Consider the following 25,391-nt stretch of genomic DNA (forward strand, 5'->3'; position numbering starts at 1 on the left):
GCTCGAGCGGCCGGAGCTGTGGTCCTCCGGTGCCCCCTCGCAGTGAGCAGGCGCGCCGCGGTGCGGCCGCGGTTCCGCGGAACCGCGGCCGCACCGCGGAGGCCACGTAAAGGCGCGGCCTGACGGTCGCGCGGCCGTCAGGCCGGCTCGCCCAGCAGCGCGTCGACGAACGCCTCCGGCTCGAAGGGCGCCAGGTCGTCCGGGCCCTCACCGAGGCCGATCAGCTTGACCGGGACACCGAGCTCCCGCTGCACAGCGATGACGATCCCGCCCTTGGCGGTGCCGTCCAGCTTGGTCAGCACGACGCCGGTGATGTCCACCGCCTCGGTGAACACCCGGGCCTGGACGAGGGCGTTCTGCCCCGTGGTGGAGTCCAGGACCAGGAGGACCTCGTCCACCGGGCTCTGCTTGCCGACGACCCTCTTGATCTTCGTCAGCTCGTCCATCAGGCCGACCTTCGTGTGCAGCCGCCCGGCCGTGTCGACGAGCACGGTGTCAGCACCGTCGTCGATCCCGCGCTTGACGGCCTCGAAGGCGACCGACGCCGGGTCCGCCCCCTCCGCGCCGCGCACGGTCGTCGCCCCGACCCGGCCGCCCCAGGTCTCCAGCTGGTCGGCGGCGGCCGCGCGGAAGGTGTCCGCCGCGCCCAGCACGACCGAGCGGCCGTCCGCGACGAGCAGCCGAGCGATCTTGCCGCAGGTTGTGGTCTTTCCGGTGCCGTTGACGCCGACGACAAGGACCACGGCGGGCCGGTCCGGCGCGGACGTCCGCAGCGACCGGTCGGTGGTCGTGCCGACCTGGGCGAGCAGTTCGTCGCGCAGCATCAGCCGGGCGTCGGCCGCCGTGCGCGCCCCGAGCACCCTGGTGCGCTCGCGCAGCGCCTCGACCATCTCGGCCGTGGCCGTGACTCCGACGTCGGCGACGAGCAGTGTCGCCTCGACGTCCTCCCACGCCTCCTCGTCCAGGTTGTCCCCGGACAGCAGCGCCAGCAGACCGCGGCCGAGCGCGTTCTGCGAACGGGCGAGCCGGGCGCGCAGCCGTACCATCCGGCCCGTCGCGGGCGCGGGCACTTCGATCGGGGCCCGCGGGGCGACGATCTCGGGCCCGGTGACCGGCACGCTGTCCGCGCCCGCCGTGCCCGCCGCGCCGGCGGGGGCCGGCCCGCCCTGCCCGACCAGCCCGGCCGGCGAGTCCGCCGTCTCGCCGGGCAGGCCCGACCGGCCGGGTGGGGCCGCACCGGTCTGCGGGGATGTCGGCGGGATCGTCGGTGTGGCGACACCCGACCGAGCGGACGGCGCGGCGCCCGCGTCCGGCCGGTCCGCGTCCCGCGACCCGCCCCGACGGGAGCGTGAGCGCAGGGCGGTGCCGGCCACGAGGCCGACCATGCCGACCAGGACCACGGCGATCACAACGATGAGGATGACCAGCTCCACGACACGATCCTTACAGATCGCCGGGCAACCATCGCTCGCCCACCCCGTGACCACCGCAAGCGGGGCGGCCCGGAGGAGTGGTCACGCGCCCTCGTTACCGGCTCGCGGTGTGGTTTGGCCGTCCGGCGGCCCGCAGCGGGGCCGGCGACAGGGCACAGCCCCCGGCTCGGCGGCCACTACCAGCCGTCACCGGCTGTCAGGCGGAGGCGCGCTGGCGCAGCCGCTGACTGATCACCGTGGTGACGCCGTCACCGCGCATCGACACACCGTAGAGGGCGTCAGCGATCTCCATCGTGCGCTTCTGGTGCGTGATGATGATCAGCTGCGACTTCTGCCGCAGCCCCTCCACGGCGTTGAGCAGGCGGCCCAGGTTCCGGTCGTCCAGGGCCGCCTCGACCTCGTCCAGGACGTAGAACGGCGAGGGCCGGGCCCGGAAGATCGCGAGCAGCAGCGCGAGGGCGGTGAGCGAGCGCTCCCCGCCGGAGAGCAGTGACAGCCGCTTGACCTTCTTCCCCGGTGGACGCGCCTCGACCTCGATCCCGGTGGTCAGCATGTCGTCCGGATCGGTCAGGACGAGCCGTCCCTCACCGCCCGGGAAGAGCGTGGCGAAGACCACTTCGAATTCACGCGCGGTGTCGGCGAACGCTGTCTCGAACACTTCCCGGACCCGCGCGTCGACCTCGTCGACCACGAGCAGAAGATCACGTCGGGTGCTCTTCAGGTCGTCCAGCTGGGTGGAGAGGAAGGCTGCGCGCTCCTGCAGCGCGGCGAACTCCTCCAGGGCCAGCGGGTTGATCTTCCCGAGCCGGACAAGCTGCTTCTCCGCCCGGCCCGCCCGCGCCACCTGCTCGGCCCGGTCGAACGGCGTCGGCACGCCGTCCGGCTCGTCGGGCGGCACCGGGACGTCCGGGCCGAACTCGGCGATCAGGTCGTCCGCCGCGACGCCGTGCTCCTCGAGGGTCTTCGCCTCCAGGGTCTCGACCCGCAGGCGCTTCTCGGCCCGCGCCAGCTCGTCGCGGTGCGCGGCGTCGCGCAGCGCGGCGAGCTCGGTCGCCTGGCCGCGGACCTGCTCACGCACCGTGCCGAGCTCGGCCTCGGTGTCCCGCCGCGCCGTCTCGGCCGTCTCCCGCTCGGTCGCGGCGGCGGCGAGCGACCTCTCGAGTGCCTCCAGCGCGACGCCCGCCGCGTCGGCCAACGCGGCCGCGGTCGCGGACTGGCGCTCGCGGACCTCCCGGCGCCGGGCCGCGGCGGCCCGGGCCGCCCGCTCGTTGGCCGCCGAACGCATGAGCGCGTCGGCCCGACCGTGCAGGCTGCGGGCGCGCTCCTCACTGGTCCGCACGGACAGCCTCGCCTCGACCTCCGCCGCGCGGACCGCGGAGGTCGCCGCGACCAGCCGGTCGCGTTCCGCGGGCGAGCGCTCCCCGACGTCCGGTTCGGACGAGCTGGCCGCCAGCTGCGACTCCAGCTCGGTGAGCGCCCCGTAGGCCTGGTCGCGGGCCGTCTCCGCGGCGAGCCTGGACCGCTCGAGCCGGCTGATCTCCCCGGCGGCGGAGCCCCTGGTCCGCTCGATCTGGGCGAGGTGCTCGGACAGGGCCCGGTGGCGCGCGTCGGCGGCATGGCGCTCGGCGAGCGCGGCGTCGATCGCGGCGCGGGCCCGCTCGACCTCGGCCCGCGCAGGGCCCATCTCCTCACGGGCCGCCTCGCGGCGGGCGGACGCCTCGGTCGCGCCGCGGTCGGCCTCGTCCGCGGCGGTCTGGATCTCGAGCACCGACGGTGGCGTGGCGCTGCCGCCGACCGCCGACCGGGGCCCGACGACGTCCCCGTCCCGGGTGACGACCCTGGCCTCCGGACTGTGCTCGATCACCCGCCCGGCGACGTCGAGGTCGTCGGCGACGACCGTGTCTGCGAGCAGCTCCCGCAGGGCCGGGGCGTACCGGGCGTCGACCACCGTGACCAGGTCGAACGCGTACACGGCGCCGGCCGGCAGGTCCGGCTTCCGGTCCGCGGGACGTCCCTGCGGGGAACCACCGCCCGCTTCGGCCCGGCCGGCCCCGTCCGCCTGATCGGCCGGGTCGACCCCATCCGTTTGATCAGCCCGGTGGGGCTGGTCCACGCGGTCGGCCGGGACGAGGGCGGCTCGGCCGGCGTCGGCGGTACGCAGCCAGCGCAGGGCGGCCAGCGCGTCGGCGGGCGTACCGACGAGCAGCGCGTCGGCGGCGGGGCCCAGCGCCGCCGCGATCGCCGCCTGCGCACCCGGCGCGACGGTGACGAAGCTGGCGAGCCGGCCGATGACCTGGACGGAGGGCTCCAGCGGCGGAAGCTGCGCGGGAACCGCCTGCCGCGGGTCGTTCCGCCCGCCACGGCCCGGCCGGCGCTTGCGGCCACCGCCCCCAGCCCCCTCCCCCGCGCTGTTGCCGCCATCGCCGGCGGCGCCGGTACCAGCGTCGGCCGGTGTCGTCTCCCCTGCCGCCGCGCGCAGCAGGGCGCTGGCCCCGTCCGCCGGCTCGAGGGAGAGCTCCAGCGCGTCGCGGCGCGCCTGCCAGGAGGCACGGTCGCGCTCCGCCGCCCGCTCGGCGTCGCGCAGGACCTCCAGGCGCTCGCTCGCCGCCTCATGGACGGCGACGGCCTCGCTGTGCCGCTGCGCGACCTCGTCGCGGGCGGTCTCGATCCGCGCGAGCTCCGTGTCGAGCGCGGAGCGGGACCCGGCAGTCTCGGCGTCCCGGGCGCGGGCGGCATCCAGTGCCTCGGTCATCCGCACGATGTCCGCCTCGGCGGCCCCCGCACGGGACCTGGCGGCCTCGACCCGCCCGCCGAGCCGCGCGATTCCCTCCCTGCGGTCCGAAGCCGCCTTCGCCGCGGCGAGAAGCGCCCTCTCCTCCCGCGCAAGCTCCTCTTCCAGCGAGCCCCGGCGGGCGACGACCTCCTCGAGGGTCTCCCGGTCCAGCTCGAGACGCTCGGTGAGCGCGAGCTCCTGCTCTCGGACGGCCGTCGCCTCCTGCTCCAGCTCCTCCGGGTCGCGACCGCCGCGGTGCTCCTCCGCCGAGCCCAACAGGCGGGAGCGCTCGGCGGCGAGCGACCTGCTCCCCCGCAGCCGTTCCCGGATCGAGGCCAGGCCGTACCAGGTCTCGGCCGCCGCCGCCGCCCGGGGGACGACCGCGGCCAGCCGCGCCTCGAGCTCAGCCTCCCGTCGCTGCCCGTCGGCCAGCGCCTTCTCCGTCTGGGCGACCCGCAGCCGCAGCACGTCCTCGTCGGCGGCGTCGGAGGCGATCGCGCAGCGGGCGGTGGCCAGATCGTCCGCGAGCAGCCGGAGCCGGGAGTCGCGCAGCGCCGCCTGGATCACGCCCGCCTTGCGCGCGATCTCCGCCTGGCGACCGAGCGGCCCGAGCTGACGCCGCAGCTCGGCGGACAGGTCGGTGAGGCGGGTGAGGTTCGCGGCCATCGCCTCGAGCTTGCGGAGCGCCTTCTCCTTGCGCTTGCGGTGCTTCAGGACACCGGCCGCCTCCTCGATGAACGCGCGGCGGTCCTCGGGCCGGGCGTGCAGGACGGCGTCGAGCTGGCCCTGGCCGACGATCACGTGCAGCTCGCGACCGATGCCGGAATCGCTCATCAGCTCCTGGATGTCCAGGAGCCGGCAGGTGGTGCCATTGATGGTGTATTCGCTCTCACCGCTGCGGAACATCAACCGCCCGACGGTGACCTCGGAGTACTCGATCGGCAGCGCGCCGTCGGTGTTGTCGATCGTCAGCAGGACCTCGGCACGGCCCAGTGCGGGGCGCGACGGCGTGCCGGCGAAGATGACGTCCGACATGGTGCCGCCGCGCAGGGCTTTGGCGCCCTGCTCACCCAGCACCCAGGCGATCGCGTCGACGACGTTGCTCTTGCCCGAGCCGTTGGGACCCACGACACAGGTGATGCCGGGCTCGAGATGCAAGGTGGTCGAGCTCGCGAACGACTTGAAACCCCGCAGGGTAAGGCTCTTGAGATGCACCGGGCTCCGGGCGGCGGAGGGAACGGCAACCCCCGCTACCGGGCCGGCGACCACCGACCCGGACGAAGATCGACCGACATTCGTCCCGCTCATGGTACCGAGGGACGCCCGGCGCCCCGGCGAGCGTCGTCCTGCCCCGCACGTCGCCGCGGGACCGCACGGCACCGTGAGCGGGACCGCGCCGACCGGAGAACCGGCAGCCCGATCCGTATGTGCGGCCGCAGTCATACGGCCGCTGTCGTGTGCGCGAAGGCGGCACGCCAGCCCGCGAGGGCCCCGTCCACAAAGGCGGAGCCAGCGGCGGATCAGCACCCGAGCACACCAAATAGACTCAAGGCTACATAACGCCTACCCTGAGCGATGGAAATTAGGCATGATCGCCCACGGGCGCACCTGGGTGTGCCCGTGGGACACTAGGGCACACCCGAGTGGGACGCACGCAGGCGCGACGGAGCCTGCCCGGCTGATGGACCAGGGGGGTCCGTGCCGTGCTGGACACTGCATATGGGGCACACAGGGTGCCCGGATGTCGGGGCTCGGGGGCTCAGGTGAGCGCAGGCTCCACGTCGAGCGCGCGCACGTCGGCAGGGACGTCGACACCGTCCACGAGTGCCTCGTTCACCGCCCGGACGCGTGCAAGCTCTGACTCGAGCTCAGCTACTCGGGCGCGAAGACGGCGTACCTCGTACGAGAGACGCATGTCGCTGCCGGAACCGACGTGGCCGAAAAGGGCCTTCGCCATGGTGATGGTCCTCCACGATGAGTGACCTAGCGGGATGTTGGGCGCGACGGGACCAGAAAGATCGGAGCGCGGCCCAGAGAATGACCTAAGAATCCCACGTCAGGCGACCGAAAGTCAAGAGCATGCCACAAGGCCCCTGCCCGGTCCGCCGAACATCGGAAAATCCTCGCCGGCGTACACCCGACGGGACACATGACCCGGGACCAGTTGCAGCACGTTCACCCCCGCTCCGCCATGTGGCGAGTTCGACAGGTGGCTTGTTCCTCATCCCCTTCCTCCCACGTTCGGGCCTGCCACCAGCCACGATCATGCGATGCCGCAAGGGAAGCAGGGCGGCGCGAAGTGACAGCGGACAGCATTGATCAACAATCGACGCGGTGACGGCGTGGTCCCACCGGGCAAAAACGCACTCACGCCGCCGAAGGCTTCTCCGCGAAGTTCGCCGCCGTTCGTACACGCGTCGCCGCAGATTGCGCGTCTGTTCAATCGACGCGTTCGCGCCCTTCGTCCGACGCGCTTCAGCGCCGCAGGAAGCCAGCCAATCCGCCCCGCGGCTCGCCCCAGACATGATCGACCCGCTCGGTGTGCCCCGGGGTGTGACCGGTCACCAACAGCTCGAGCAGCGCCTCGCAGGCGCCCCGCTCACCCTCCGCGATCACCGCTACGGCACCGTCGGGCAGATTGGTGGCAGAGCCGACCAGCCCGAGACGACGGCCCTTGGTGCGCACGTAGTCACGGAACCCGACTCCCTGGACAAGACCTTCGACCCGGGCGGTGAGGCGGACCACGTCCCCGCCGGAGGCGTCCTTCGTCGCGCGAACCTCGTTCATCGGGGCGGTAGGGTACTAGCCATTGTGGACACCATGTGCATCGAGAGCGCGCAGCTCAACAGGGACGCCCAGGCCACCGTTCAGGCCGGGCCGCGACGTGGGACGCCGTCAAGCGAGACCACCGTTGGTGACCGCGTGCACACGCCGAGGCGATCTGCGATTCGGCGATCTCTCGCGTGTGCCGCCGCCGCGGGCTCGATAGGTGCCGCACTCCTCCTCTCCGGTTGTGGTCAGGACTTTCATCAGGACGGTGGGGTCACCCCGGTTCCGCACGCCAGCACCGAGGGCGTCCGCACCGTGACGCCGGCCCCGGCACCCTCCGAGGAGGTGATCGGGCCGGGCTACGCGCCGCCTCGCGGCGAGCGGCCGACTCAGACCGCGGTGCCCAACCTGCCCGGCGGCAAGCTGTAGGTATCTGACGAGTCGGTGCGGCCGGGTCCTGGTCGCACCGACTCCTGGCGCCACACCGACTCCAGGTCAGCCCTCGGGCGGATCTGCGCACGGCCCCGTCATCCGGTCAACTGATCTGCCGCCGCGCCCGCCGCTGCGACGGCACCCGCCTGCCCTCCCCGAGGTCTGCCCGCTGGCCGGCCTGATAGCCGTCCCGACCGCCGGATCCGGAGAGCTGCCTCGTCCGGGTCGTACGCAAACGCGGATAGACGCGGGCGAGATGTGCCTCGACCAGGCCCTCCCGACCGGCCAGCACGACCGCGACCGAACGCCGGGCGGCCGGCCCGGCGGCGGCCGGGTCGGCCGCCCGGCTCTCCTCCGCTCTGCGGCGCGCCGCCTCCTCGGCCTGGGCGAGCCTGTCCCGGACGGCGACGGCGAAGCCCGCCATCCAGGACCGGCGGAAAGCTCGCGGATCCTCCCAGGCCGGCGGACGGGCCGCTGCGAGGCCGTGCGCCTGCTGGACGAGCAGCGAGGTGTAGATCATCTGCACCCGCTCGATGTCGACCGCCATGCCGAACAGATGCGCGGAGTGCAGGGTTGCTCCGCCGCTGCCCGCCGGAGACGGCGCCGTGCGGTGCACGAGCCGGCAGCCCAGGGGGTCGGCGACGCTGGCGAGCAGAGAGATCTTGTCCCGCGCGTACGGCGCGTCGATGCCCATCACGACGTCGCCGGCGGCCGGGCCGGTGGGAGAACCGTCCTCGATCAGTGCCCGGTCGATGCCGTACTGGGCGATGAGCTCCGCCGCCTTGGCGTTGTAGCTCTCCCGGGCCGCGTCAGGCAGGCCCTCGGCCTCCGCCATCGCCAGCAGCTTGCGCACGCGGCCGAGCAGAGCGTCGGGGTTCATGGCGCCTCCGTCCACGGTCCTCCTCCGGAGTGGATACCAGAAGAGAACACAGTCTGTGAGGCCCCGCCGGACCGGGCATGGCTGTCATCGCCAGCGCCCCCGGTCACGGCCACCGACGAGGCTGAGTCGAATACCTGCGGGATCCTGCTTCCCGCCCGACCGCCGCGTGCCGGACCGACCTGTGCCGGACCGACCTGTGCCGGACCGACCTGTGCCGGACCGACCTGTGCCGGACCGGCTTGCTCCCGATCCGACGCGAAGCGATTCGACGCGAAGCGATTCGAACGTGTGTTCGAAGAATATCACCGGACCCGACGGGGCCGGGGCTGGCACGCCGGGCAGCTGAAGCTCGAGCGGTTCATGAACGCGTCCCGGCGGATGGTCGAGGCACAGCGGGAGCACGCCTGGCCGCCGCGTCCGTAGACCTCCAGCGAGCGTTCGAACAGCCCGCTGACGCCCTCGGCCGAGACGTAGAGCCGGTCGAAGGAGGTACCGCCGGCGGCCAGCGCCGCCGTCATCACCGTGCGGACCGCGTCAAGCAGCCGCAGCGCCTCGGCGCGGGTCACCGTCTCGGTCGGGCGGGCGTAGTGCAGGCGCGCGGCCCACAGGCCCTCGTCCGCGTAGATGTTGCCCACGCCGCTGATCAGCGTCTGGTCGAGCAGGGCGCGCTTGAGGCCGGTGCGCCGGCGGCGCAGCGCGTCGACGAAACGCTCCGGGTCGAAGTCGACGGAGAGCGGGTCGGGCGCGATGTGGGCGATCGGGGCAGGCAGCTCCGCCCCGCCCGAGACCACAGCAAGACCACCGAACGTCCGCTGGTCCACGAAGCGCAGCTCGCGGCCCTCGTCGGTGAACCGGAAACGGACCCGCAGGTGTACCTGGTCCGGGCTGTCCGCCGGAACCACGAGGAGCTGGCCGCTCATCCCGAGATGACCGAGCAGCGCGTCACCGACCGCCGGGCCGCCCGGTTCGGACGGCTCGGCCGGTTCAGACGACTTGAGCGCCTCGGGAGGCCTGGGCGGTTCAGACGGCGTGAACCCGAGCCACAGGTACTTGCCGCGCCGGCGCGCCGTGGCCACCGTCTGCCCGACAAGCGAGGCGGCGAAGTGGTCGGCCCCGGCGAGATGGCGGCGGACCGCCCGCGGGTGATGGACCTCCACCTCGGCGACAGTGCGGCCGACCACCCCGCGCTCGAGGCCCCGGCGGACGACCTCGACCTCGGGCAGCTCAGGCATCACCAATGGCGAGAGTCATCGGGAGTCCCGCGCTGCCGGCGTCGAGTCGCCCTGGGCGGCGCCGGCCCTCACCGCCACGTCCACGTCCACGTCCGCATCGCTCGCCGGCCCCGTTCCGTCCACCGCGGACGCCCGGCCCGACGCGGCGCCGTTGGCCGAAGCGGCAGCTCCGTCACCCGAACCGGCGGCGGTGCCACCCGGTCCGGCGGCGCCGTTACCCGGAGCGGAGGCGCCTTTGCCGGAAGCGGTGGCGGTATCGCCCGGATCGGCGGCCGCGCCGGCCGTCAGCTCGTCCTCGGCGTTCACCGCCGAGCGCTTCTCGAGCACCGCGAAGGCGGCGGCCGCGGCGCGCTGCTCGGCCTCCTTCTTGCTACCGCCCTCACCCTCGCCGAGCACCTCGCCGGCGACCCGCGCGAACGCGGTGAACCGCTTCGCGTGATCGGGGCCGGCCTCGGTGACGGCGTAGTCGGGCGGGCCGAGGCCCAGCAGAGCCGTCTGCTCCTGCAGCGAGGTCTTCCAGTCCAGCCCGGCGCCGCGCCCGGCCGCCTCGTCGAGGAGTGGGTCGAAGAGCCGGTGGACGAACCCGGAGGCCACGTCGAGGCTGTTCGAAAGGTAGACGGCCCCGATCACCGCCTCCAGCGTGTCGGCCAGGATGCTGGGCTTGTCCCGCCCGCCGGTCGCCTCCTCGCCGCGACCGAGGAGCAGGTACGGCCCGATACCCGCCGTACCGATCAGCCGCGCGACGTCGGCCAGTGCCCGCATGTTCACCACCGAGGCACGCTGCTTGGCGAGCTGCCCCTCGGGGAGGTCGGGATGCCGGCGGAACAGCGCGGCCGTGACGATCAGACCGAGCACCGCGTCGCCGAGGAACTCCAGCCGCTCGTTCGTGGGCAGCCCGCCGTTCTCGTACGCGTACGAGCGGTGGGTCAGCGCGCGGTCGAGCAGCTCGGGGTCGATGTGGACGTCGAGCGCCTCGACCAATCCGTCCCGCGGCGGGGGAACCGACTGCGACCGGCTCATCGGGACAGCCCCGCCAGTTCCCGGCGGCGGTCGACGAGCGTCGCCATGGCCTGCCGCACCGCCCCGGAAAGCCCGGCGCGCGCGGCGCCCACGGCGGCGCGGACAGCCTCCGGCAGCGCTCCCGGCCCCACCGGGGCCGTCGCGGCCGGCCCACCCGCTCGGACGGCCGTACCGTCCACTCCCAGCACGATGATTCCCCCCTGAAGGTCCGAACTGTTCGCCTGCCAGCAGGCCGGGTCCGTCTCGGGCCGTGCCCGGCGCGCGCTGGGGTACAGCGCGGAGAGCACCACGTCACCGGTGTATCCGTCAGTGACGACGACGTCGACGCCGGTTCCCGTCCGGAGCCTGTCGGCGGTTACCGGACCGACGAGGTCGAGGCCCAGCGACGCGAGCAGGTCACCGGCCGAGCGGCGCAGCGGGTCCAGGAGGGCTGGCCGCGCCGACAGCAGCCCGACCGCCGGAGCGCCGACACCGTGCCGGACGCGCGCCAGGCATGCGCCCGCGAGGGCGAACTGGGCCAGCTCGTCGGCGGTCACGTCGACCGAGCCGCCCGCGTCACAGAGGATCACCGGGGACTCGGCCGGCCCGACGACCGCGGCCGCGGCGGCCCGGGTCGCGCCGGGCACCAGCCCGAACGTGAACCCGGCCGCCGCGATGACCGCTTCGAGCGGGGCCACGGAGACCATCGCGTCGGCGTGGCCGTCCCGGACGAGACGGGCCGCGACGCGGACCCCGGCCTCACGCAGCGCACGTACCTCACGCAGCGCCTCGGGGCCCGGCGCCACGCCACGTGACGCGTTCACCAGCCGGACGCGGCCGCCCTCGAGCACACCGTGCTCGGCGAGCACGGGGGCGACCGTGTCCGTGGGCGCCACCACGGTCAGGGTCACCCGCGGATCGGCATCGAGGACGGCGGTGATCTCGCCGAGCAGGTCGCCCGGCGGGGAGCCCGCTCCGATCAGGTCGACAGCGACACGTGCCATACCGTGGTCAGACGTCGAGCACCTGGCGATCGTTGTAACGGCCGCAGGTCGGGCACATGGTGTGCGGCCGGATCGTGTGCCCGCGCGAGCACTTGGCCAGCGCCGGCGCCTTGGCCTTCCACTGCGCCCGACGGGACCGGGTGTTGCTGCGCGAGGTGCGCCGCTTCGGGACTGCCACTAGTCCTTCTCCTTGTTATCGGTGGTGGCAGGGGCCTCGGCAAGGCCGGACAGAGCCGCCCACCTCGGGTCCTGCTGGGTGTGGGAATGGTCCGGCCCGAGATCGTCGAGCCGCCCACCGCAGTCGACGCACAGGCCGGCACAGTCGGGACGGCAGACCGGCGACAGCGGGAGGCTGAGCACGACGGCGTCACGCACCACCGGCTCGAGATCGACGTGATCGTCCACGAGGACGCTGGTGTCGTCCTCGTCCTCGGTCTCGACGGCCCGCTCCGGGTAGTAGAACAGCTCGAGGATCTCCACGGACGCCGAGTCGGAGACCTCGTCGAGGCAGCGGCCGCACTCGCCGACGAGGGGGACGGTGACCACCCCGCTCACGAGGACGCCCTCCATGACGGACTCGAGCCGCAGGTCGAGCTCGACGGCGGCACCGGTGGGCACGCGCACCAGCTCGGTGCCGAAATCCGACGGCTGGATGATCGTCGTCTCGACACGCCGCAGCGAGCCCGGCCGGCGGCCGAGCTCTCGGGTGTCGAGGACGTAGGGCCCCCTGGGGGCGCGCCGACGGGCTCGTTGTGTGGTCATGGCTGTCACAGCAGATGTTCTCACGTCGCGGTCGGTGTCGGAGTGACCTGGGGACGGGCACCGGTCGTACGGACCCGGAATGCACCCGCCCCGAGCCTCCCGAATCGCCGCCACCCGGCCGGCCGTGAACCGATCGGCGTGGACGCCGGCCGGCCCGGCCCGGAGGCCGAACGACCTGGGTGACGACCTGGATGTGTCGAGAGGACGCGCCCACGTCACCGGGCACGGACCACCAGACTATCCGATCGGTGCTCCCGCGCCGGAGGTCAGCCGGACATGGCCCGTCATGCCACCGCGCGCGGCGGGCACACCGGCCCACCGCTCGCCGTCCTCCGGCCGGTCGGGGTCCATCCGCTGCCCGGGCGCGGCGGCGGCGTTCAGCGGCCCACCGAGACCGGCCGGGCCGGCGCCGGCGGCGTTGACGCCAGCCGGATCGATCCCACCGCCGTGCATCCCACCGCCGTGCATCCCACCGCCGTGCATCCCGTCGGCGTACGGACCGCCAGCGTGCGGAGCGCCAGCGTCGGAGAAAGCCGCCTCCGGGCCCGCCTGGCCGCCGGAGACCGCCGGGTGGAGGTCCGTTCCGCCGGCGCCGACCGCCGCCGACCACGAGCCCACCGGTGCGGCCGCCGCCGGCCCCACTCCCCCGAACTGGTGCGGGCCGGCCGGACCACCGGCCCCGCCGTGGGCGCCGGCCCCGCCCGCCACAGCGCCACGGGAGGCCAGCCGCTCACGGCCCCGGGCGACCGAGGCGAGCGTGCGGTCGAGGACCTCCTCGAACCCGGCCAGCTTGCCGTCGACGTAGGAGTCGATCTGGCTGCGCATGTCGTCCGACGCCTGGCGGGCGGCCGCGATGATCGCCGCGGCGTCGGCCTCCGCCTGGGCGACCACCGCGCTGCCCGAGGCCAGTCGGACGCCCTCGCGCCGGCCGTCGGCCACGATCGCGGCGGCCCGCCGGTGCGCGTCGTCGATGATCGCCTCGCTGTCCGCCAGTACCCGGTCGGCGTCGGCCAGCCGCTCGGGCAGCCGCGCCCGCAGGTCCTCCAGCGCCTCGAGCATCTCGGCGCGGTTGAGCACGCAGGACGTCGTCAGCGGCATCGCCCGCGCCCCCTCGACCACAGCGATGATCAGGTCGAGGCGCTCAGCGAGATCATCCATGACCGGTAGGTTACGACCGGCCGACGGAGCACCCGGCAGCGACACTCCGCTAACCGACACGGACCCGCCAGGACGACCCGGAAGCCCGATATCGACGCGACGCGACGATACGACCCCGCCGCGCACACGCCATCACAACAGAAACACAACGACCACTTGATGGCAGACTCCCGCCGGCGGCGCCCACAGGGGTGCCGCCGGCGATCGGTCCACACTCGGGCGACTAGGGCGCGGAGCGGTCCCGCAGGCCCTTGAGGACGACGTCCGGCACCAGCCCGGAGACGTCGCCGCCGTAGCGGGCGACTTCCTTGACAAGGCTCGAGGAGAGGAACGCGTACTGCGGGTTCGTACTCATGAACAGGGTCTCCACTCCGGCCAGCGAGTGGTTCATCTGTGCCATCTGCAGCTCGTAGTCGAAATCACTGACGGCCCGCAGGCCCTTGACAATGGACTGGATGCCGCGCACCCGACAGAAGTCGACCAGCAGGCCGTGCGACGAGTCCACTACGACGTTGGTGGGTGCGTCGGGATGGCTGCGCACCGCATCCCGGATGAGGTCGATCCGTTCTTCGATCGTGAACAGATGTGCCTTCGATTTATTGATCAGAACGGCGACGACGACCTCGTCGAAGAGCTTGCTCGCTCTGACGATGATGTCGAGGTGACCGTTGGTGATGGGGTCGAACGATCCGGGACAGACTGCCCTCCTCATGATCGATTACCGTACCAGAGGACCCCCTCTCCGTACCTGCGCTCACGCAGTGCTATGAGGCCGTCCGGCCAGGTCACGGGACCGCTCCGGTACGCGCGCTCGACCACACAGACCGCGCCCGGGGCCAGCCAGCCGCCGCCGACCAGCTGCCCGAGCACGCCGTCGAGCTCGGCGCCGGGCAGGGCGTAGGGCGGATCGAGGAAGACCACGTCGTAGGCCTCGGCCGGGGTGGCGGACAGGACCCGTTCCACCGCCGAGCGCACCACCTCGGCGCCCGCCAGGCCGAGGGCCTCCGCGTTGCGGCGCAGGGTGCGCACCGCCGTCGCGTCCCGGTCGACGAGCAGGGCGTGCACCGCGCCGCGGGACAACGCCTCGAACCCGACCGCGCCGGAGCCCGCGTACAGGTCCGCGACCCTTGCTCCAGCGAGATCCACCAGCGTCGCGAGTGTGTTGAACAAGCCCTCCCTCGTCCGTTCGGAGGTGGGCCTGGTCGCGCCGCCCGGCGGCACCACCAGCCGCCGCCCCCCGGCGTGCCCGCCCACGATCCGCGTCATCGCCAGGTCAGCCCTTCTCCAGGAAGGCCGCGCTGGCCTCGTCCAACGCGGCCGTGAGCCGGCGCTGCAGGGCCGGCTGGCCCTCGAGCTCGGGGTCCGCCGCCACGAGCGCCCCGGCCTCCTCGCGTGCGGCGCGGATGAGGTCCTCGTCCCGCAGCAGCTCGAGCAGGCGCAGCGACCGGCGCCCGCCGGACTGGGCCGCACCGAGGACGTCGCCCTCCCGCCGCTGGGCGAGGTCGAGCCGGGCCAGCTCGGCGCCGTCCGACGTCGCGGCGACGGCCAGCAGGCGCTCGGCGGCCGGCGCGGCGCCGTCGACGGAGGTGTGCAGCAGGCACACCCCGGGCGCACTGCCCCGCCCCACCCGCCCGCGCAGCTGGTGCAGCTGGGACACCCCGAACCAGTCGGCATCCATGATGATCATGACGGTGGCGTTCGGGACGTCCACGCCGACCTCGATCACTGTGGTGGCCACCAGGACGTCCACCTCGCCGGCGGCGAAGCGGGTCATGATCTCGTCCCGGACCGGGGAGGGCAGCCGCCCGTGCAGGCCCTCGACGCGCAGGCCGGCGAGCTCGCCCGTGGCGAGCCGGGGCAGCACCTCGGTGACCGTCGCGCCGACGCGCTCCCCTTCCCGCGGGCCCGCCCCGCTCGCGGGCGGCCCGGACGGCTCCTCGCCGCCGTCTCCGCCTTCGCCGCCCTCGCCGTCGCCGACCCGGGGGCACACCACGTACGCCTGGTGCCCGGCGGCGACCTCGTCGCGCACCCGGCCCCACATCCGGTCCATGAAGTGACTCTTCGCCGCGGGGACGACGAAGGTCGAGATCGGCGAGCGCCCGGCCGGGAGCTGGTTCAGCGTGGAGACCTCGAGATCACCGAACACCGTCATGGCCACGGTGCGCGGGATGGGCGTCGCGGTCATGACGAGCAGGTGCGGCGGGCGCCGGCCCCGCGAGCGCAACTCGTCGCGCTGTTCCACGCCGAACCGGTGCTGCTCGTCGACGACGACCAGGGCCAGGTCGGCGAAGGCGACGTCCGCGCCGAGCAGCGCGTGGGTGCCGACGACGAGGCCGACGCTGCCGTCGGCGACGGCAGCGAGCACCTCGCGCCGGGCCCGGGCCGGCATCGAGCCGGTCAGCAGCGCCACCCTGGTCGCGGGGCCGTCCACCCCGAGCTCACCGGCCCGGGCCTGGTCGCCGAGCAGTTTGAGCAGGCTGCGGTGATGCTGGGCCGCCAGCGTCTCGGTGGGTGCCAGCATGACGGCCTGGCCGCCCGAGTCGACGGCGGTGAGCATGGCCCGCACAGCGACCACCGTCTTGCCCGAGCCGACCTCGCCCTGCAGCAGCCGGTGCATCGGGAACGCCCTGGCCATCTCGGCCGCGATGGTCTCCCCCACCTCGCGCTGGCCGTCGGTCAGCGCGAACGGCAGCGCGGCGTCGAACGCGTCGAGCAGGCCGCCGGCGCACCCCGGCCGGGACACCGTGGCGGCCAGCTCCGCGCGCCGGCGCCGCTGGGCGAGGGCGACCTGCACGACGAGCGCCTCGTCCCACTTCAGCCGGGTGCGGGCGACGGCGATGTCGGCCCGCGAGGTCGGGCGGTGGGCCAGTTCGTAGGCTTTGCGCAGGCTGGCGAGGCGATGCCGGGACCGCAGCACCGCCGGAAGTGGATCGTCCAGCTCGCCGAGCGAGTCGAGCACCAGCCGCAGGCAGCGCGCCAGCGTCCAGCTCGTGATCTTCGCCGTGGCCGGGTAGATCGGGACGAGGGAGCCGGCGAATCCGGCGGCCACCGGGGCCGGCTCGCCCGCCGCCGCGGCGCCGCTCCCGGCACCGCCGGCTCCTTCGACGACGCCGACTCCATCGGCACCGCTGGCTCCGTCGATGCCGTCGGCCCCGTCGGCGTCGTCTTCGGGGTCTGGCGCGTCGAGGAGATGGACCTCGGGATGGATGAGCTGGCGCCGGCCGCGGAACTCGGCCACCTTGCCGGCGAACAGCGCGGTCGTGCCGGGGACGAGCTCCTTCGCCCGCCACTGCTGGTTGAAGAACACCAGCGAGAGCTCACCGCGGCCGTCGGTGACCGTGATCTCCGTGCGGCCACCACCGCCGCGCCGGCGGGGCCCGCCGCCCGACCCGGGCCGGCCCTGGTGCCGGACGACCTTCGTCACCCGGGCCTGCACGGTGGCGATCTCGCCGACGGCGAGCTCGTGGAGATCGGTGAGCTCGCCGCGCTCGTGGTAGCGCCGCGGGAGGTGGTCGAGGAGATCCCCGACGGTGTCGAGTTCCAGGCCGTCGGCGAGCAGCGCGGCGGTGCGCGTTCCCAGCGGGCCCTTCAGCGGGGTGTCAAGGTCGAGCACCCTTCGATACTGCACCGCACCACCGACACTCTCGGTGGCCGGCTCGTCCCCGCCACGGACGCCCGGGCAGGCCGATCGCCTCTTCCGCCCATCGGCGCGGGTCTCTCACCCACCGGCGCAGGCCGCGGCGACCTCGATCGCCACGACTGGGGTAGCCTCGCAGTCGACTACAGGCTAGAGCGGCCGGCAGTTCCCGGCCATCGCGATTGACGGAGTGTTCTCGTGTCTTCGGTGTGTGACGTCTGCGGCAAGGGGCCGGGCTTCGGCATGTCGGTCTCCCACTCCCACCGGCGCACCCGCCGTCGTTGGAACCCCAACATCCAGACCGTCCGGGCGATGGTCGGCCGTACGCCCAAGCGGCTCAACGTCTGCACCTCGTGCCTGAAGGCGGGCAAGGTCACCCGCGGCTGACCCGGCCGGCGCCCGGATCCCGCCACAGCGACCTGACCGGGCGGCACCGCGGCGGCCTGTAGACAGGCCGGGCGGCCCTCTGGAGGGCTTCGGCCAGGGCTCCATGGGCATCGGCTACTGTCCCGGCATGGGAGCCTCCACGCGCAGGGTTCGGCTCGTCCTTCTGTTCGGCGGCCGTAGCACGGAGCATTCGATCTCGTGCGTGTCCGCCGGCGGGGTGCTGCGGGCGCTCGACCGGTCCCGTTACGACGTGATCCCGGTCGGCATCGACACCGAGGGCCGCTGGGCGGTGCTGCCCGACGACAGTCCGGCGCTCGCCCCGGTGGGCACGGATCTCCCCGTCGTCGACGCGTCGACCGGCCTGGCCGTCACGCTGCCCCCGAGCCCGTCCGCGGCGCCGGTGGTGGTGCACGACCCGTCCGCGGCGCTGCGCGACCTGGGCCCCGTTGACGTGGTCTTCCCGTTGCTGCACGGGCCGTTCGGCGAGGACGGCACGATCCAGGGCCTGCTCGAGATGGCCGGGCTGCCCTACGTGGGCTCCGGAGTGTTCGCCAGCGCCGCGGCCATGGACAAGCAGCACATGAAGAGCATGCTCGCCGCAGCCGGCCTGCCCGTCGGCCCCTACGCCGTCCTGCGGCCCGGCCAGGCGCTGTCGGAGCCCGACCGCGAGCGGCTCGGGCTCCCCGTCTTCGTCAAGCCCGCGCGCGGCGGCTCCAGCATCGGCATCAGCCGGGTGGACGCCTGGGCCGACCTCGACACGGCGCTGAAGACAGCCCGGGCCAGCGACCCGAAGACACTCGTCGAGGCGGCGGTCGTCGGCCGCGAGATCGAGTGCGGCGTTCTCGACAGCCTCGACGGCTCCGGCCCACAGGCGAGCGTGCCGGCCGAGGTCACCATCACCTCGTCGGCCGGCTTCTACGATTTCGAGGCGAAGTACCTCTCGGACGGAGCCGTCTTCGACGTGCCCGCGCGCCTGCCGGGTGAGCTGACCGAGCGGGTCCGCGCGACCGCGGTCGCCGCGTTCGAGGCGTTGGACTGCGCCGGGCTGGCGCGGGTCGACATGTTCGTCACGCCCTCGGGCGAGATCGTCCTCAACGAGGTCAACACGATGCCCGGGTTCACCCCGATGTCGATGTACCCGCGGATGTGGGCGGCCTCCGGGATCGACTACGCGGCCCTGGTGGACCGCCTCGTCCAGCTCGCCCTGCGCGACGGCGCGGGCCTTCGCTGACGCCGGCCTGACGCCACCGTGAGGCGAGGCCCGACGCCACCCGGACCCGAACCCGGGGCCCGGCGGCCTGAGCCCAGAGCCTGGCCCGCCCCGGACCCGGCGTCAGGCGGTCGTGGACCTGGTGTGCGCGCGAACCGCCGGCGCCAGGGCCACCAGGACCTCGAACGCCTGCCGGTCCGCCGGCAGGGTCAGCACCACCTGAGGGGTCCTGGTCGGGGTGGAGTAGCGGACCTGGGAACCGACGTCCTCGGTGAACCAGGCGACCTGGTCGACCTCGGAGAGGGTCGAGTCAGGCCGGTAGGTCGCCGCGACGCCGGAGGCTCCACAGGTGAGAACAACCGGGTCGGACCCGAACGCCGCCGTGGTCGGAACGGGAGGCTCCACCTCACGGCGGTCGAGACCGTCACCCAGCGAGTCGGGCAGAGCGGCGGTCAGTGCCTCGCAGGACGCCCGGTCCGCACCGGCCGGCGCGGGCGCGCCGGTGATCGCCACAGGCCCGGGCCCACCACACGCGGTGAGCGGACCCGCCAGACCCGTCAGACCCGCGATACAGAGCGGGAGAAGCCGGACCCGCCGCGCAGCCCGTGCCCTGGGGCACGAGCCGGCGGACGGGTCGTGCCGAGTCAGAAATGGACGACGGGGCACGTCAGGGTACGAGTGATGCCGTCAACCGACTGGACTCGTGACATCACGAGTTTTCCCAGGTCATCGACGCTGGCCGCCTGCGCGCGCACAATGACGTCATAGGGACCGGTCACATCCTCGGCCTGGGTGACCCCCGGGATCTGCTCGATCTCCTTGGCCACCGATGCCGACTTGCCGACCTCGGTCTGGATAAGGATATACGCGTGGACCACAGACGCTCCCTCGTCGGACGTCGACAGCCCGTCGAGCAGACACGGGCTGACAGAAGGTAACAGGCAAACGGGCCGGATGAGAGGGTCTGCGGCGAGGAATTTGCTCTGATCGCCCGACTGGCACGGAGGAACCGCGCCCCTCAGCCGGTGAACTCGGCCGTTTCAGGCCCGCCAGGCCCGCTCCAGACCTCACTGTGAGGATCCACACGCCATGACGCCAGCGATACCACCGAACCCGGCCCCGCCCCGGGTGTTGACCATCGCCGGATCGGACTCCGGGGGCGGCGCCGGCATCCAGGCGGATCTCAAAACGATGCTGGCGCTCGGTGTGCACGGGATGAGCGCGATCACCTCGGTGACGGCGCAGAACTCCCTCGGCGTGCAGGGCGTCTGGGACCTCCCCCCGGAGGCGGTGCGCGCACAGATCCGCGCCGTCGCCGACGACATCGGCGTGGACGCGGTGAAGACCGGGATGCTCTCCTCCGCGCCCCTCGTCGGGGTGGTGGCGCGGGAGCTCGCCGGGCTGGGGGCACCGTGCGTGGTCGACCCGGTGGGGGTCTCCAAGCACGGCGACCCGCTGCTGGCCGCCGACGCGGTGGACGTGCTGCGCACCGAGCTCCTCCCCCGCGCGACCGTCGTCACCCCGAACCTGGACGAGGTGCGACTGCTGACCGGCATCGAGGTCACCGACGAGACCGACCTGCATCGCGCCGCGGCGGCCCTGCTCGCCCTGGGCCCGGCGTGGGTGCTGGTCAAGGGGGGCCACCTGCCGGGCGACGCCGTCGACCTGCTGACCGACGGGTCGACCGACATCCTGCTGCGCGCCGAACGGCTGCCGCGCGAGCACACCCACGGGACGGGCTGCACGCTCGCCTCCGCGATCGCCGCGCACCTGGCGCGGGGCGACGACGTCCCGACCGCGGTGCGGGCGGCCAAGACATATGTGACCGGAGCGCTCGCCGCCGGCTTCCCGCTCGGCGCCGGGATCGGGCCCGTCGACCACGGCCATCTGACCCGGGCCGGCACCGTCTGATCCGGACCTCCGCCACCCACGGCGGGGCGTCGCCGGCGGCAGTGGTCCGGGCCGGTAGCTCTCCGCGATCATCCGCACGGAACGTATTCGAACACATGTTCGCCCATCGCGCCACCGCGGCACGTGCCCGGACGCCCCGTGGCGCCGGTCACTCGGTCTGATTGAATCTCCCCGGCTTCAGCCAGGAGCTGACGCACCGAAAACCTGGCGCATCCGACTCATCGCCGTGGAGGCAGCCCGTGAGGGAACCCAGTTCCGGTACGACCACACCCGCGGGTTCGGACCGCCACTGGTACAGGATCGTCGGCGGTGCGCCGCTCACCGGGTCCGTCGAGGTCTCCGGCGCCAAGAACTCGGTCACCAAGCTGCTCGTCGCCACCCTGCTGACCCCCGAGCCCTGCACGCTGAGCCGGGTGCCGCGCATCGTCGAGGTGGACGTCGTCCTCGGCATGCTCGCCGAGCTGGGAACGCAGGTCGAGTGGCTCGACTCGCACACGGTGCGGGTGACGACCCCGCGCATCGAGGACGCCTCGCTCGCCGAGGCCTACTCCGGGGTCAACCGCATCCCCATCCTGATGATGGGCCCGCTGCTGCACCGGGTCGGTGAGGCCGTCGTCCCGCTGCCCGGCGGCTGCCGGATCGGCAAGCGGCCGGTCGACTTCCACCTGCGCGGGCTGCGCGCCATGGGCGCGGAGATCATCGAGCAGCTCCGCTCGGTCGAGGTCAAGACCCTGGGCCTGCACGGGGCGCACGTGACGCTGCCGTTCCCGAGCGTCGGGGCCACCGAGAACCTGCTGCTGGCCGCCGTGCGGGCCAAGGGCACCACGGTGATCTCGAACGCCGCGGTGGAGCCTGAGATCATCGACCTCATCCTCTTCCTGCAGCAGATGGGCGCGCTGGTCGACGTCGAGGTCGACCGCACGATCGTCGTGCAGGGCGTCGAGGCGCTGCGCGGGGCGACGCACGAGGCCATCCCCGACCGCATCGAGGTCGCCTCGTTCGCCGCTGCGGCCGTCGCGACCAACGGCCGGGTGGACGTCGTCGGGGCCCGCCAGGAGCACGTGGCGACCTTCCTGAACCACCTGCGCCGCCTCGGCGGGGAGTTCCAGGTGAGCCCGCACGGGCTGACCTTCCACCGGGCGCGCGAGCTCACCGCGACGCACGTGCAGACCGACGTCCACCCCGGGTACATGACCGACTGGCAGCAGCCGCTGGCCGTGCTGCTGACCCAGGCCAAGGGCGCCTCGGTGATCCACGAGACGATCTACGAGGACCGCTTCGGCTACACCCGCCAGCTCAACGAGATGGGCGCGGACATCGCCCTGTCGACGTTCTGCCTGGGCGGCAAGGCGTGCCGGTTCGCGTCCCGGGACTTCGAGCACTCGGCGGTCGTCAGCGGTCCCACCCGGCTGCGCGGCACCGACCTGGAGATCCCCGATCTACGTGCCGGGTTCGCCTATGTGATGGCGGCCCTGGTCGCCGAGGGGTCCAGCCTGATCAGCGGCACCCGGTTCCTCGAGCGCGGATACGAGGACCCGGTGGGCAAGCTCCGCTCGATCGGCGCGCTGATCGAGACCGTGCCCGCGGACGTTCCGCCCGACAGCACCGACAGCACCGGCGCCGCGGGGAGCCGCGCCACCGGCTGAGCCGGCGAACGGCTCACGGCAGGGACCACAACCGGATGGTCTGGTCCTTGCCGGTGCTGGCCAGGATCCGGCCGTGCGGGGCGAACCGGACCGACATCACCCAGTCCGCGTGGCCCGCCAGCGGCCGGCCACGCGGCCGCGCGCGGGTCCGCTCGGAGGTGTCCCACAGCCGGACCACATTGTCGAAGCCACCGCTGGCCAGGGTGCGGCCGTCCGGGGCGAAGGCGAGCGCCCAGACACGGTTGTCGTGCCCTGCCAGCGGACGGCCCAGCGCGGTCGGGCGGTCCGGGGCGGTGACGTCCCACAGCCGGATCACACCGTCGACGCCACCGAGGTCACGAACGAGGTCGCGCCGGTCACCGGCCCGCCCAGCGGACGGGGCGCGCCACGGTCGGCCATGTCCCACAGCTGGACCGACCGGTCGTCGCTTCCGGTGGCGAGCATGCGGCCGTCGGTGGCGAACGCCGCCGAGCGCACGGGCCCCGCGTGGGCCCTCAGCGGCCTGCCCAGCAGATGGGGAGCACCGGGCCGGGGACGTCCCACAGCCGCAGCGAGCCGTCCCAGCTGGTGCCGGCGAGGGTGCGCCCGTCAGGCGAGAACACGACCGACGTGACGCCGTCGTCGGGGCCGTCCGGCAGGCGCCCGATCGACCGGGGCGCGGCCGGTTCGGCGACGTCCCACAGCAGCACCTCGCCGTCCTTGGCGCTGGTGGCCATGATCGCTCCGTCCGAGGAGAAGTCCGCCGCCAGGACCCAGCCGGCGTGACCCGCCAGCGGCGGGCCGGCCGGACGCGGAGCCACCCGCCGCCCGATGCCGAAGCGGCTCCCCGTGCCCCGGACGGTCGGGTTCCCGGCCACCGTGGGAGTCCGGCCGCGCGCCCCGGACCCCGCCTCGGCGGGTGCGGACCCCACGGCCGGAGGTGGGGTCAGGGCCGGAGCCGCGGCGATGGCTGGGGCCGGCGCCGGCCCCTGGCGCCACGCCCGCGGCCCGGCCCCCGCCGGCAGGCGGCGATTGGCCTCGGAGCGGACGTCCGCGTCGAGGTGCAGCGGCAGGCCGCAGCGGTCCAACCAGTCCGGTCCGTACGCCGCGGCGGCGGCCCGGGCCAGGGAGAGCGCGAACGCCTTCGCCGATTCCGGCCGCGCCTGCGGGTCCCGGGCCAGCGTGCTCGCGACCACCGCCGCGACCGGGCCGGCGATGTCCGCCGCCGGCGTCGCGACATGGTGCGGGCCGAACCCGCCCGCCGGCCGGTCGAGCCCGCCCGCCGGCCCCGGCCGGTCGAGCCCGCCCGCCGGCCGCACGAAGGTCGCCGGGTCGAACGCCTCCGCACCGGTCAGCAGCTCGAGAAGCACGACTCCCAACGAGTAGAGGTCGCTGGCGGGCATCAGCCGACCGCCCGCGAGCTGTTCGGGCGCCATGTAGCGGGGGGTCCCGATCACCGTGCTCGCGCCCGGGCTCGTCCCGTCGACGATCTTCGCGATCCCGAAGTCGGCCACCTTGAGCTGCCCGGCGGCGTCGAACAGGATGTTGTCGGGCTTGATGTCGCGGTGCAGCACGCCGCGGCCGTGGACGTAGGTCAGCGCCGACGCCGCCGCGAGGCCGACCGCGCAGGCCGCCTGCGGGCTCATCCTGGCGCGGCGCCGGGTCAGCGTGCCGCCGGCGAGCATCTCCATGACGAGCACGCGCAGCCCGTCCCGCTCGGCGTAGTCATAGACGCGGATGACGTGCGGATGGTCGAAGCGGGCCGCGATGCGCGCCTCGGCGGCGAACCCGTCGTCCGCCCGGCCGTAGCCGCGCGCCATCACCTTGACCGCGACGTCACGATGCATGCCGCGGTGCCACCCGGCCAGCACCAGGCCGGACGCGCCCTTCCCCAACGGGTCGCCGAGCGTGTAGTCCGGCAGGACGGCGGCAAGCCGCGCCAGGTCAACCTCGTTCATCGACGCACCGCCGGGTCAGGGGCGAACAGGAAAAGCCCCGATCCCGGACCGGGCGAGCACCCCGGTGTAGGTCTGCGTCGTCACCTTCCAGTCCCCGGCGACGAGCACCGCGGCGCCGACGGAGACCCCGCCCAGCGAGGCTCCCGGCACCACGACCTCGAACAGCACCCGCGCGTGCCCGGGATCGACGAAGACGGGCTCGCCGACCAGTACCCGCGCGCCCGTGGTCTGCCTCGGGAACCGCTCCCGCACCCGTTCCAGGACGTCCCGCAGCCCCGGCCCGCCCTCGACGGCGCTCAGGGCGTGGTCCTCACCCTGCCCGCCGGTGAAGGCGCGCCGGAAGGCCGCCCGCACCCGCGCGGCCTCGGTCGGGACGTCCACCGGCGGCGTGCCGGGCTCGTCGAGCCCGTCCCCCGCGGGCCACAGCGTCACGGCCCGCTCGGCAGCCGCGCGCAACGCGGAGCCGTCCACGGTGACGCGCGACTCGGCCAGCCCGCGGGCGGGGAAGTCGACGACCAGCGTGAGCGGCCCGGCCGGCGGCAGCGGCCACAGCCAGTACCGCAGCCGGTGGACGTCCGGCGCCCGCCCACCGGCGAACCCGGCCGTGAACGTGCGATACGCGAGGCCGGGTACGGGCCCGGGCCCGTACCCGTAGGCCGGCTGCGGCGGCTGGACGAAGCCGGGGCCAGCCCAGTCCTCCACCGGGCCCCAGGAGTCCACGACGGTCAGCAACGGGTCGTCCTGCGTGCCCGAGGTGTCCGCGGTGGCGTCGAGCCGGGCGGCGAGGGGCACGCCGGGATCGGCCGCGATCACCCGGGCCCCGCCGGGGAGCACGACGCCGAACCGGACCATCCGCTGCGCCTCCCGTGCCCAGGCCACGGACAGCCGCGGATCGGCGCCGGCCGCCGTCCCCGGCCGCAGGCGGACCTCCAGAGTGATCTCCACCCCGCTCGGGTAGGCGACGACACCACCGATCGAGACGGCGGTGTCCCCGGTGACCCCGAGCGAGGGTGGCGCCGCGACGACCCCGCCGAGCTGGTGGTCCGGCGGCGCCAGCCAGGGAGCGCGCACGGGCCCCGTCAGTGAGGCCGTCAGTGAGACCGGCAGGGGCGCCGCCGGCACGGGCTGCGGGACATCCTCGAAGAATCCCATAATGCGCCGCATCGTGACAGACCCGTGACTTGGCGTCCATCGGATTCCCGGCACCGCCGCCGCGCTCAG

At 73.8% G+C, this 25,391-nt stretch carries 23 protein-coding genes and 1 pseudogene; 4 read left to right on the forward strand and 20 right to left on the reverse strand.

The window, feature by feature from the left end; genetic code table 11:
* Positions 1-137: 137 nt before the first annotated feature.
* From ftsY to AC559T_RS31830, 14 genes and pseudogenes are all read right to left on the reverse strand, one after another.
* Entirely contained in the window at positions 138-1,433 is a 1,296-nt protein-coding gene (gene ftsY, locus AC559T_RS31765) for a signal recognition particle-docking protein FtsY (protein ID WP_071060611.1), read from the reverse strand.
* Between the two features lie 196 nt (positions 1,434-1,629).
* Positions 1,630-5,421: an AAA family ATPase gene (locus AC559T_RS31770; RefSeq protein ID WP_498871038.1), complete on the reverse strand. Its 3,792-nt coding sequence runs from the start codon at positions 5,419-5,421 to the stop codon at positions 1,630-1,632.
* 544 nt (positions 5,422-5,965) lie between these two features.
* Positions 5,966-6,163 carry a hypothetical protein gene (locus tag AC559T_RS31775; protein ID WP_018504552.1) on the reverse strand — a complete coding sequence of 66 codons (198 nt, stop codon included), beginning with the start codon at positions 6,161-6,163 and terminating at the stop codon, positions 5,966-5,968.
* Between the two features lie 518 nt (positions 6,164-6,681).
* Entirely contained in the window at positions 6,682-6,993 is a 312-nt protein-coding gene (locus AC559T_RS31780) for an acylphosphatase (RefSeq protein WP_071060615.1), read from the reverse strand.
* Positions 6,994-7,510: 517 nt separating this feature from the next.
* Positions 7,511-8,287, reverse strand: a complete 777-nt coding sequence (locus AC559T_RS31785; RefSeq protein ID WP_020458774.1) for a DUF2786 domain-containing protein — start codon at positions 8,285-8,287, stop codon at positions 7,511-7,513.
* Positions 8,288-8,589: 302 nt separating this feature from the next.
* The gene (mutM, locus tag AC559T_RS31790) at positions 8,590-9,519 is read right to left on the reverse strand and encodes a bifunctional DNA-formamidopyrimidine glycosylase/DNA-(apurinic or apyrimidinic site) lyase (protein ID WP_498871068.1); all 930 of its coding nucleotides are present in this window, start codon (positions 9,517-9,519) and stop codon (positions 8,590-8,592) included.
* 302 nt (positions 9,520-9,821) lie between these two features.
* A pseudogene (gene rnc / locus AC559T_RS31795) lies at positions 9,822-10,539 on the reverse strand (ribonuclease III); the annotation flags it as partial.
* The gene (locus AC559T_RS31800; protein WP_498871069.1) at positions 10,536-11,522 is read right to left on the reverse strand and encodes a phosphate starvation-inducible protein PhoH; all 987 of its coding nucleotides are present in this window, start codon (positions 11,520-11,522) and stop codon (positions 10,536-10,538) included. The gene AC559T_RS31800 and the pseudogene rnc, both read right to left, overlap by 4 nt.
* A gap of 7 nt (positions 11,523-11,529) precedes the next feature.
* Positions 11,530-11,700, reverse strand: a complete 171-nt coding sequence (gene rpmF / locus AC559T_RS31805) for a 50S ribosomal protein L32 (protein ID WP_020458770.1) — start codon at positions 11,698-11,700, stop codon at positions 11,530-11,532.
* A complete protein-coding gene (locus AC559T_RS31810; protein ID WP_020458769.1) occupies positions 11,700-12,284 on the reverse strand; it encodes a YceD family protein in 585 nt (194 codons plus the stop codon). The genes rpmF and AC559T_RS31810 overlap by 1 nt, the downstream gene beginning before the upstream one ends.
* A gap of 237 nt (positions 12,285-12,521) precedes the next feature.
* Positions 12,522-13,442, reverse strand: a complete 921-nt coding sequence (locus tag AC559T_RS31815) for a hypothetical protein (protein ID WP_498871039.1) — start codon at positions 13,440-13,442, stop codon at positions 12,522-12,524.
* A 223-nt stretch (positions 13,443-13,665) separates the two neighbouring features.
* Complete coding sequence (coaD, locus tag AC559T_RS31820; protein WP_020458767.1) at positions 13,666-14,154, reverse strand: pantetheine-phosphate adenylyltransferase; 489 nt, start codon at positions 14,152-14,154, stop codon at positions 13,666-13,668.
* The gene (rsmD, locus tag AC559T_RS31825; RefSeq protein ID WP_071060623.1) at positions 14,151-14,708 is read right to left on the reverse strand and encodes a 16S rRNA (guanine(966)-N(2))-methyltransferase RsmD; all 558 of its coding nucleotides are present in this window, start codon (positions 14,706-14,708) and stop codon (positions 14,151-14,153) included. The genes coaD and rsmD overlap by 4 nt, the downstream gene beginning before the upstream one ends.
* 7 nt (positions 14,709-14,715) lie before the next feature.
* A complete protein-coding gene (locus AC559T_RS31830; RefSeq protein ID WP_498871040.1) occupies positions 14,716-17,055 on the reverse strand; it encodes an ATP-dependent DNA helicase RecG in 2,340 nt (779 codons plus the stop codon).
* A gap of 222 nt (positions 17,056-17,277) precedes the next feature.
* On the opposite strand from AC559T_RS31830, the gene rpmB reads away from it, so the two are divergent.
* Together rpmB and AC559T_RS31840 are read left to right on the forward strand one after the other, a co-directional pair.
* A complete protein-coding gene (rpmB, locus tag AC559T_RS31835; protein WP_006545176.1) occupies positions 17,278-17,466 on the forward strand; it encodes a 50S ribosomal protein L28 in 189 nt (62 codons plus the stop codon).
* A 127-nt stretch (positions 17,467-17,593) separates the two neighbouring features.
* Complete coding sequence (locus tag AC559T_RS31840; protein WP_071060720.1) at positions 17,594-18,697, forward strand: D-alanine--D-alanine ligase family protein; 1,104 nt, start codon at positions 17,594-17,596, stop codon at positions 18,695-18,697.
* Positions 18,698-18,799: 102 nt separating this feature from the next.
* Here the strand turns inward: AC559T_RS31840 and AC559T_RS31845 are convergent, their stop codons facing one another.
* Positions 18,800-19,324, reverse strand: coding sequence for a DUF3515 family protein (locus AC559T_RS31845; RefSeq protein WP_373693930.1), 525 nt, complete (start codon positions 19,322-19,324; stop codon positions 18,800-18,802).
* Positions 19,321-19,554, reverse strand: coding sequence for an Lrp/AsnC family transcriptional regulator (locus AC559T_RS31850; RefSeq protein WP_018504536.1), 234 nt, complete (start codon positions 19,552-19,554; stop codon positions 19,321-19,323). The genes AC559T_RS31845 and AC559T_RS31850 overlap by 4 nt, the downstream gene beginning before the upstream one ends.
* Before the next feature lie 211 nt (positions 19,555-19,765).
* Here AC559T_RS31850 and thiD point away from each other — a divergent pair, with 211 nt between their 5' ends.
* Positions 19,766-20,587, forward strand: a complete 822-nt coding sequence (gene thiD / locus AC559T_RS31855) for a bifunctional hydroxymethylpyrimidine kinase/phosphomethylpyrimidine kinase (protein ID WP_112105292.1) — start codon at positions 19,766-19,768, stop codon at positions 20,585-20,587.
* Between the two features lie 239 nt (positions 20,588-20,826).
* A complete protein-coding gene (murA, locus tag AC559T_RS31860; protein ID WP_071060631.1) occupies positions 20,827-22,233 on the forward strand; it encodes a UDP-N-acetylglucosamine 1-carboxyvinyltransferase in 1,407 nt (468 codons plus the stop codon).
* Between the two features lie 13 nt (positions 22,234-22,246).
* Here the strand turns inward: murA and AC559T_RS31865 are convergent, their stop codons facing one another.
* Genes AC559T_RS31865 through AC559T_RS31880 form a run of 4 tightly spaced genes read right to left on the reverse strand, consistent with a single transcriptional unit; the run spans position 22,247 to position 25,322 of the window.
* Positions 22,247-22,549 carry a WD40 repeat domain-containing protein gene (locus tag AC559T_RS31865; protein WP_498871041.1) on the reverse strand — a complete coding sequence of 101 codons (303 nt, stop codon included), beginning with the start codon at positions 22,547-22,549 and terminating at the stop codon, positions 22,247-22,249.
* Entirely contained in the window at positions 22,546-22,710 is a 165-nt protein-coding gene (locus AC559T_RS31870) for a hypothetical protein (RefSeq protein WP_498871042.1), read from the reverse strand. Before AC559T_RS31870 ends, AC559T_RS31865 begins: the two co-directional genes overlap by 4 nt.
* A gap of 17 nt (positions 22,711-22,727) precedes the next feature.
* Positions 22,728-24,170, reverse strand: a complete 1,443-nt coding sequence (locus tag AC559T_RS31875; RefSeq protein WP_498871043.1) for a WD40 repeat domain-containing serine/threonine protein kinase — start codon at positions 24,168-24,170, stop codon at positions 22,728-22,730.
* A gap of 15 nt (positions 24,171-24,185) precedes the next feature.
* Complete coding sequence (locus AC559T_RS31880) at positions 24,186-25,322, reverse strand: MTB12 C-terminal domain-containing protein (RefSeq protein ID WP_498871044.1); 1,137 nt, start codon at positions 25,320-25,322, stop codon at positions 24,186-24,188.
* Positions 25,323-25,391 lie beyond the last annotated feature (69 nt).

Origin of the sequence: Frankia sp. Hr75.2 (genome assembly GCF_949319125.1) — a bacterium.
GTDB classification, from domain to species: domain Bacteria; phylum Actinomycetota; class Actinomycetes; order Frankiales; family Frankiaceae; genus Parafrankia; species Parafrankia soli.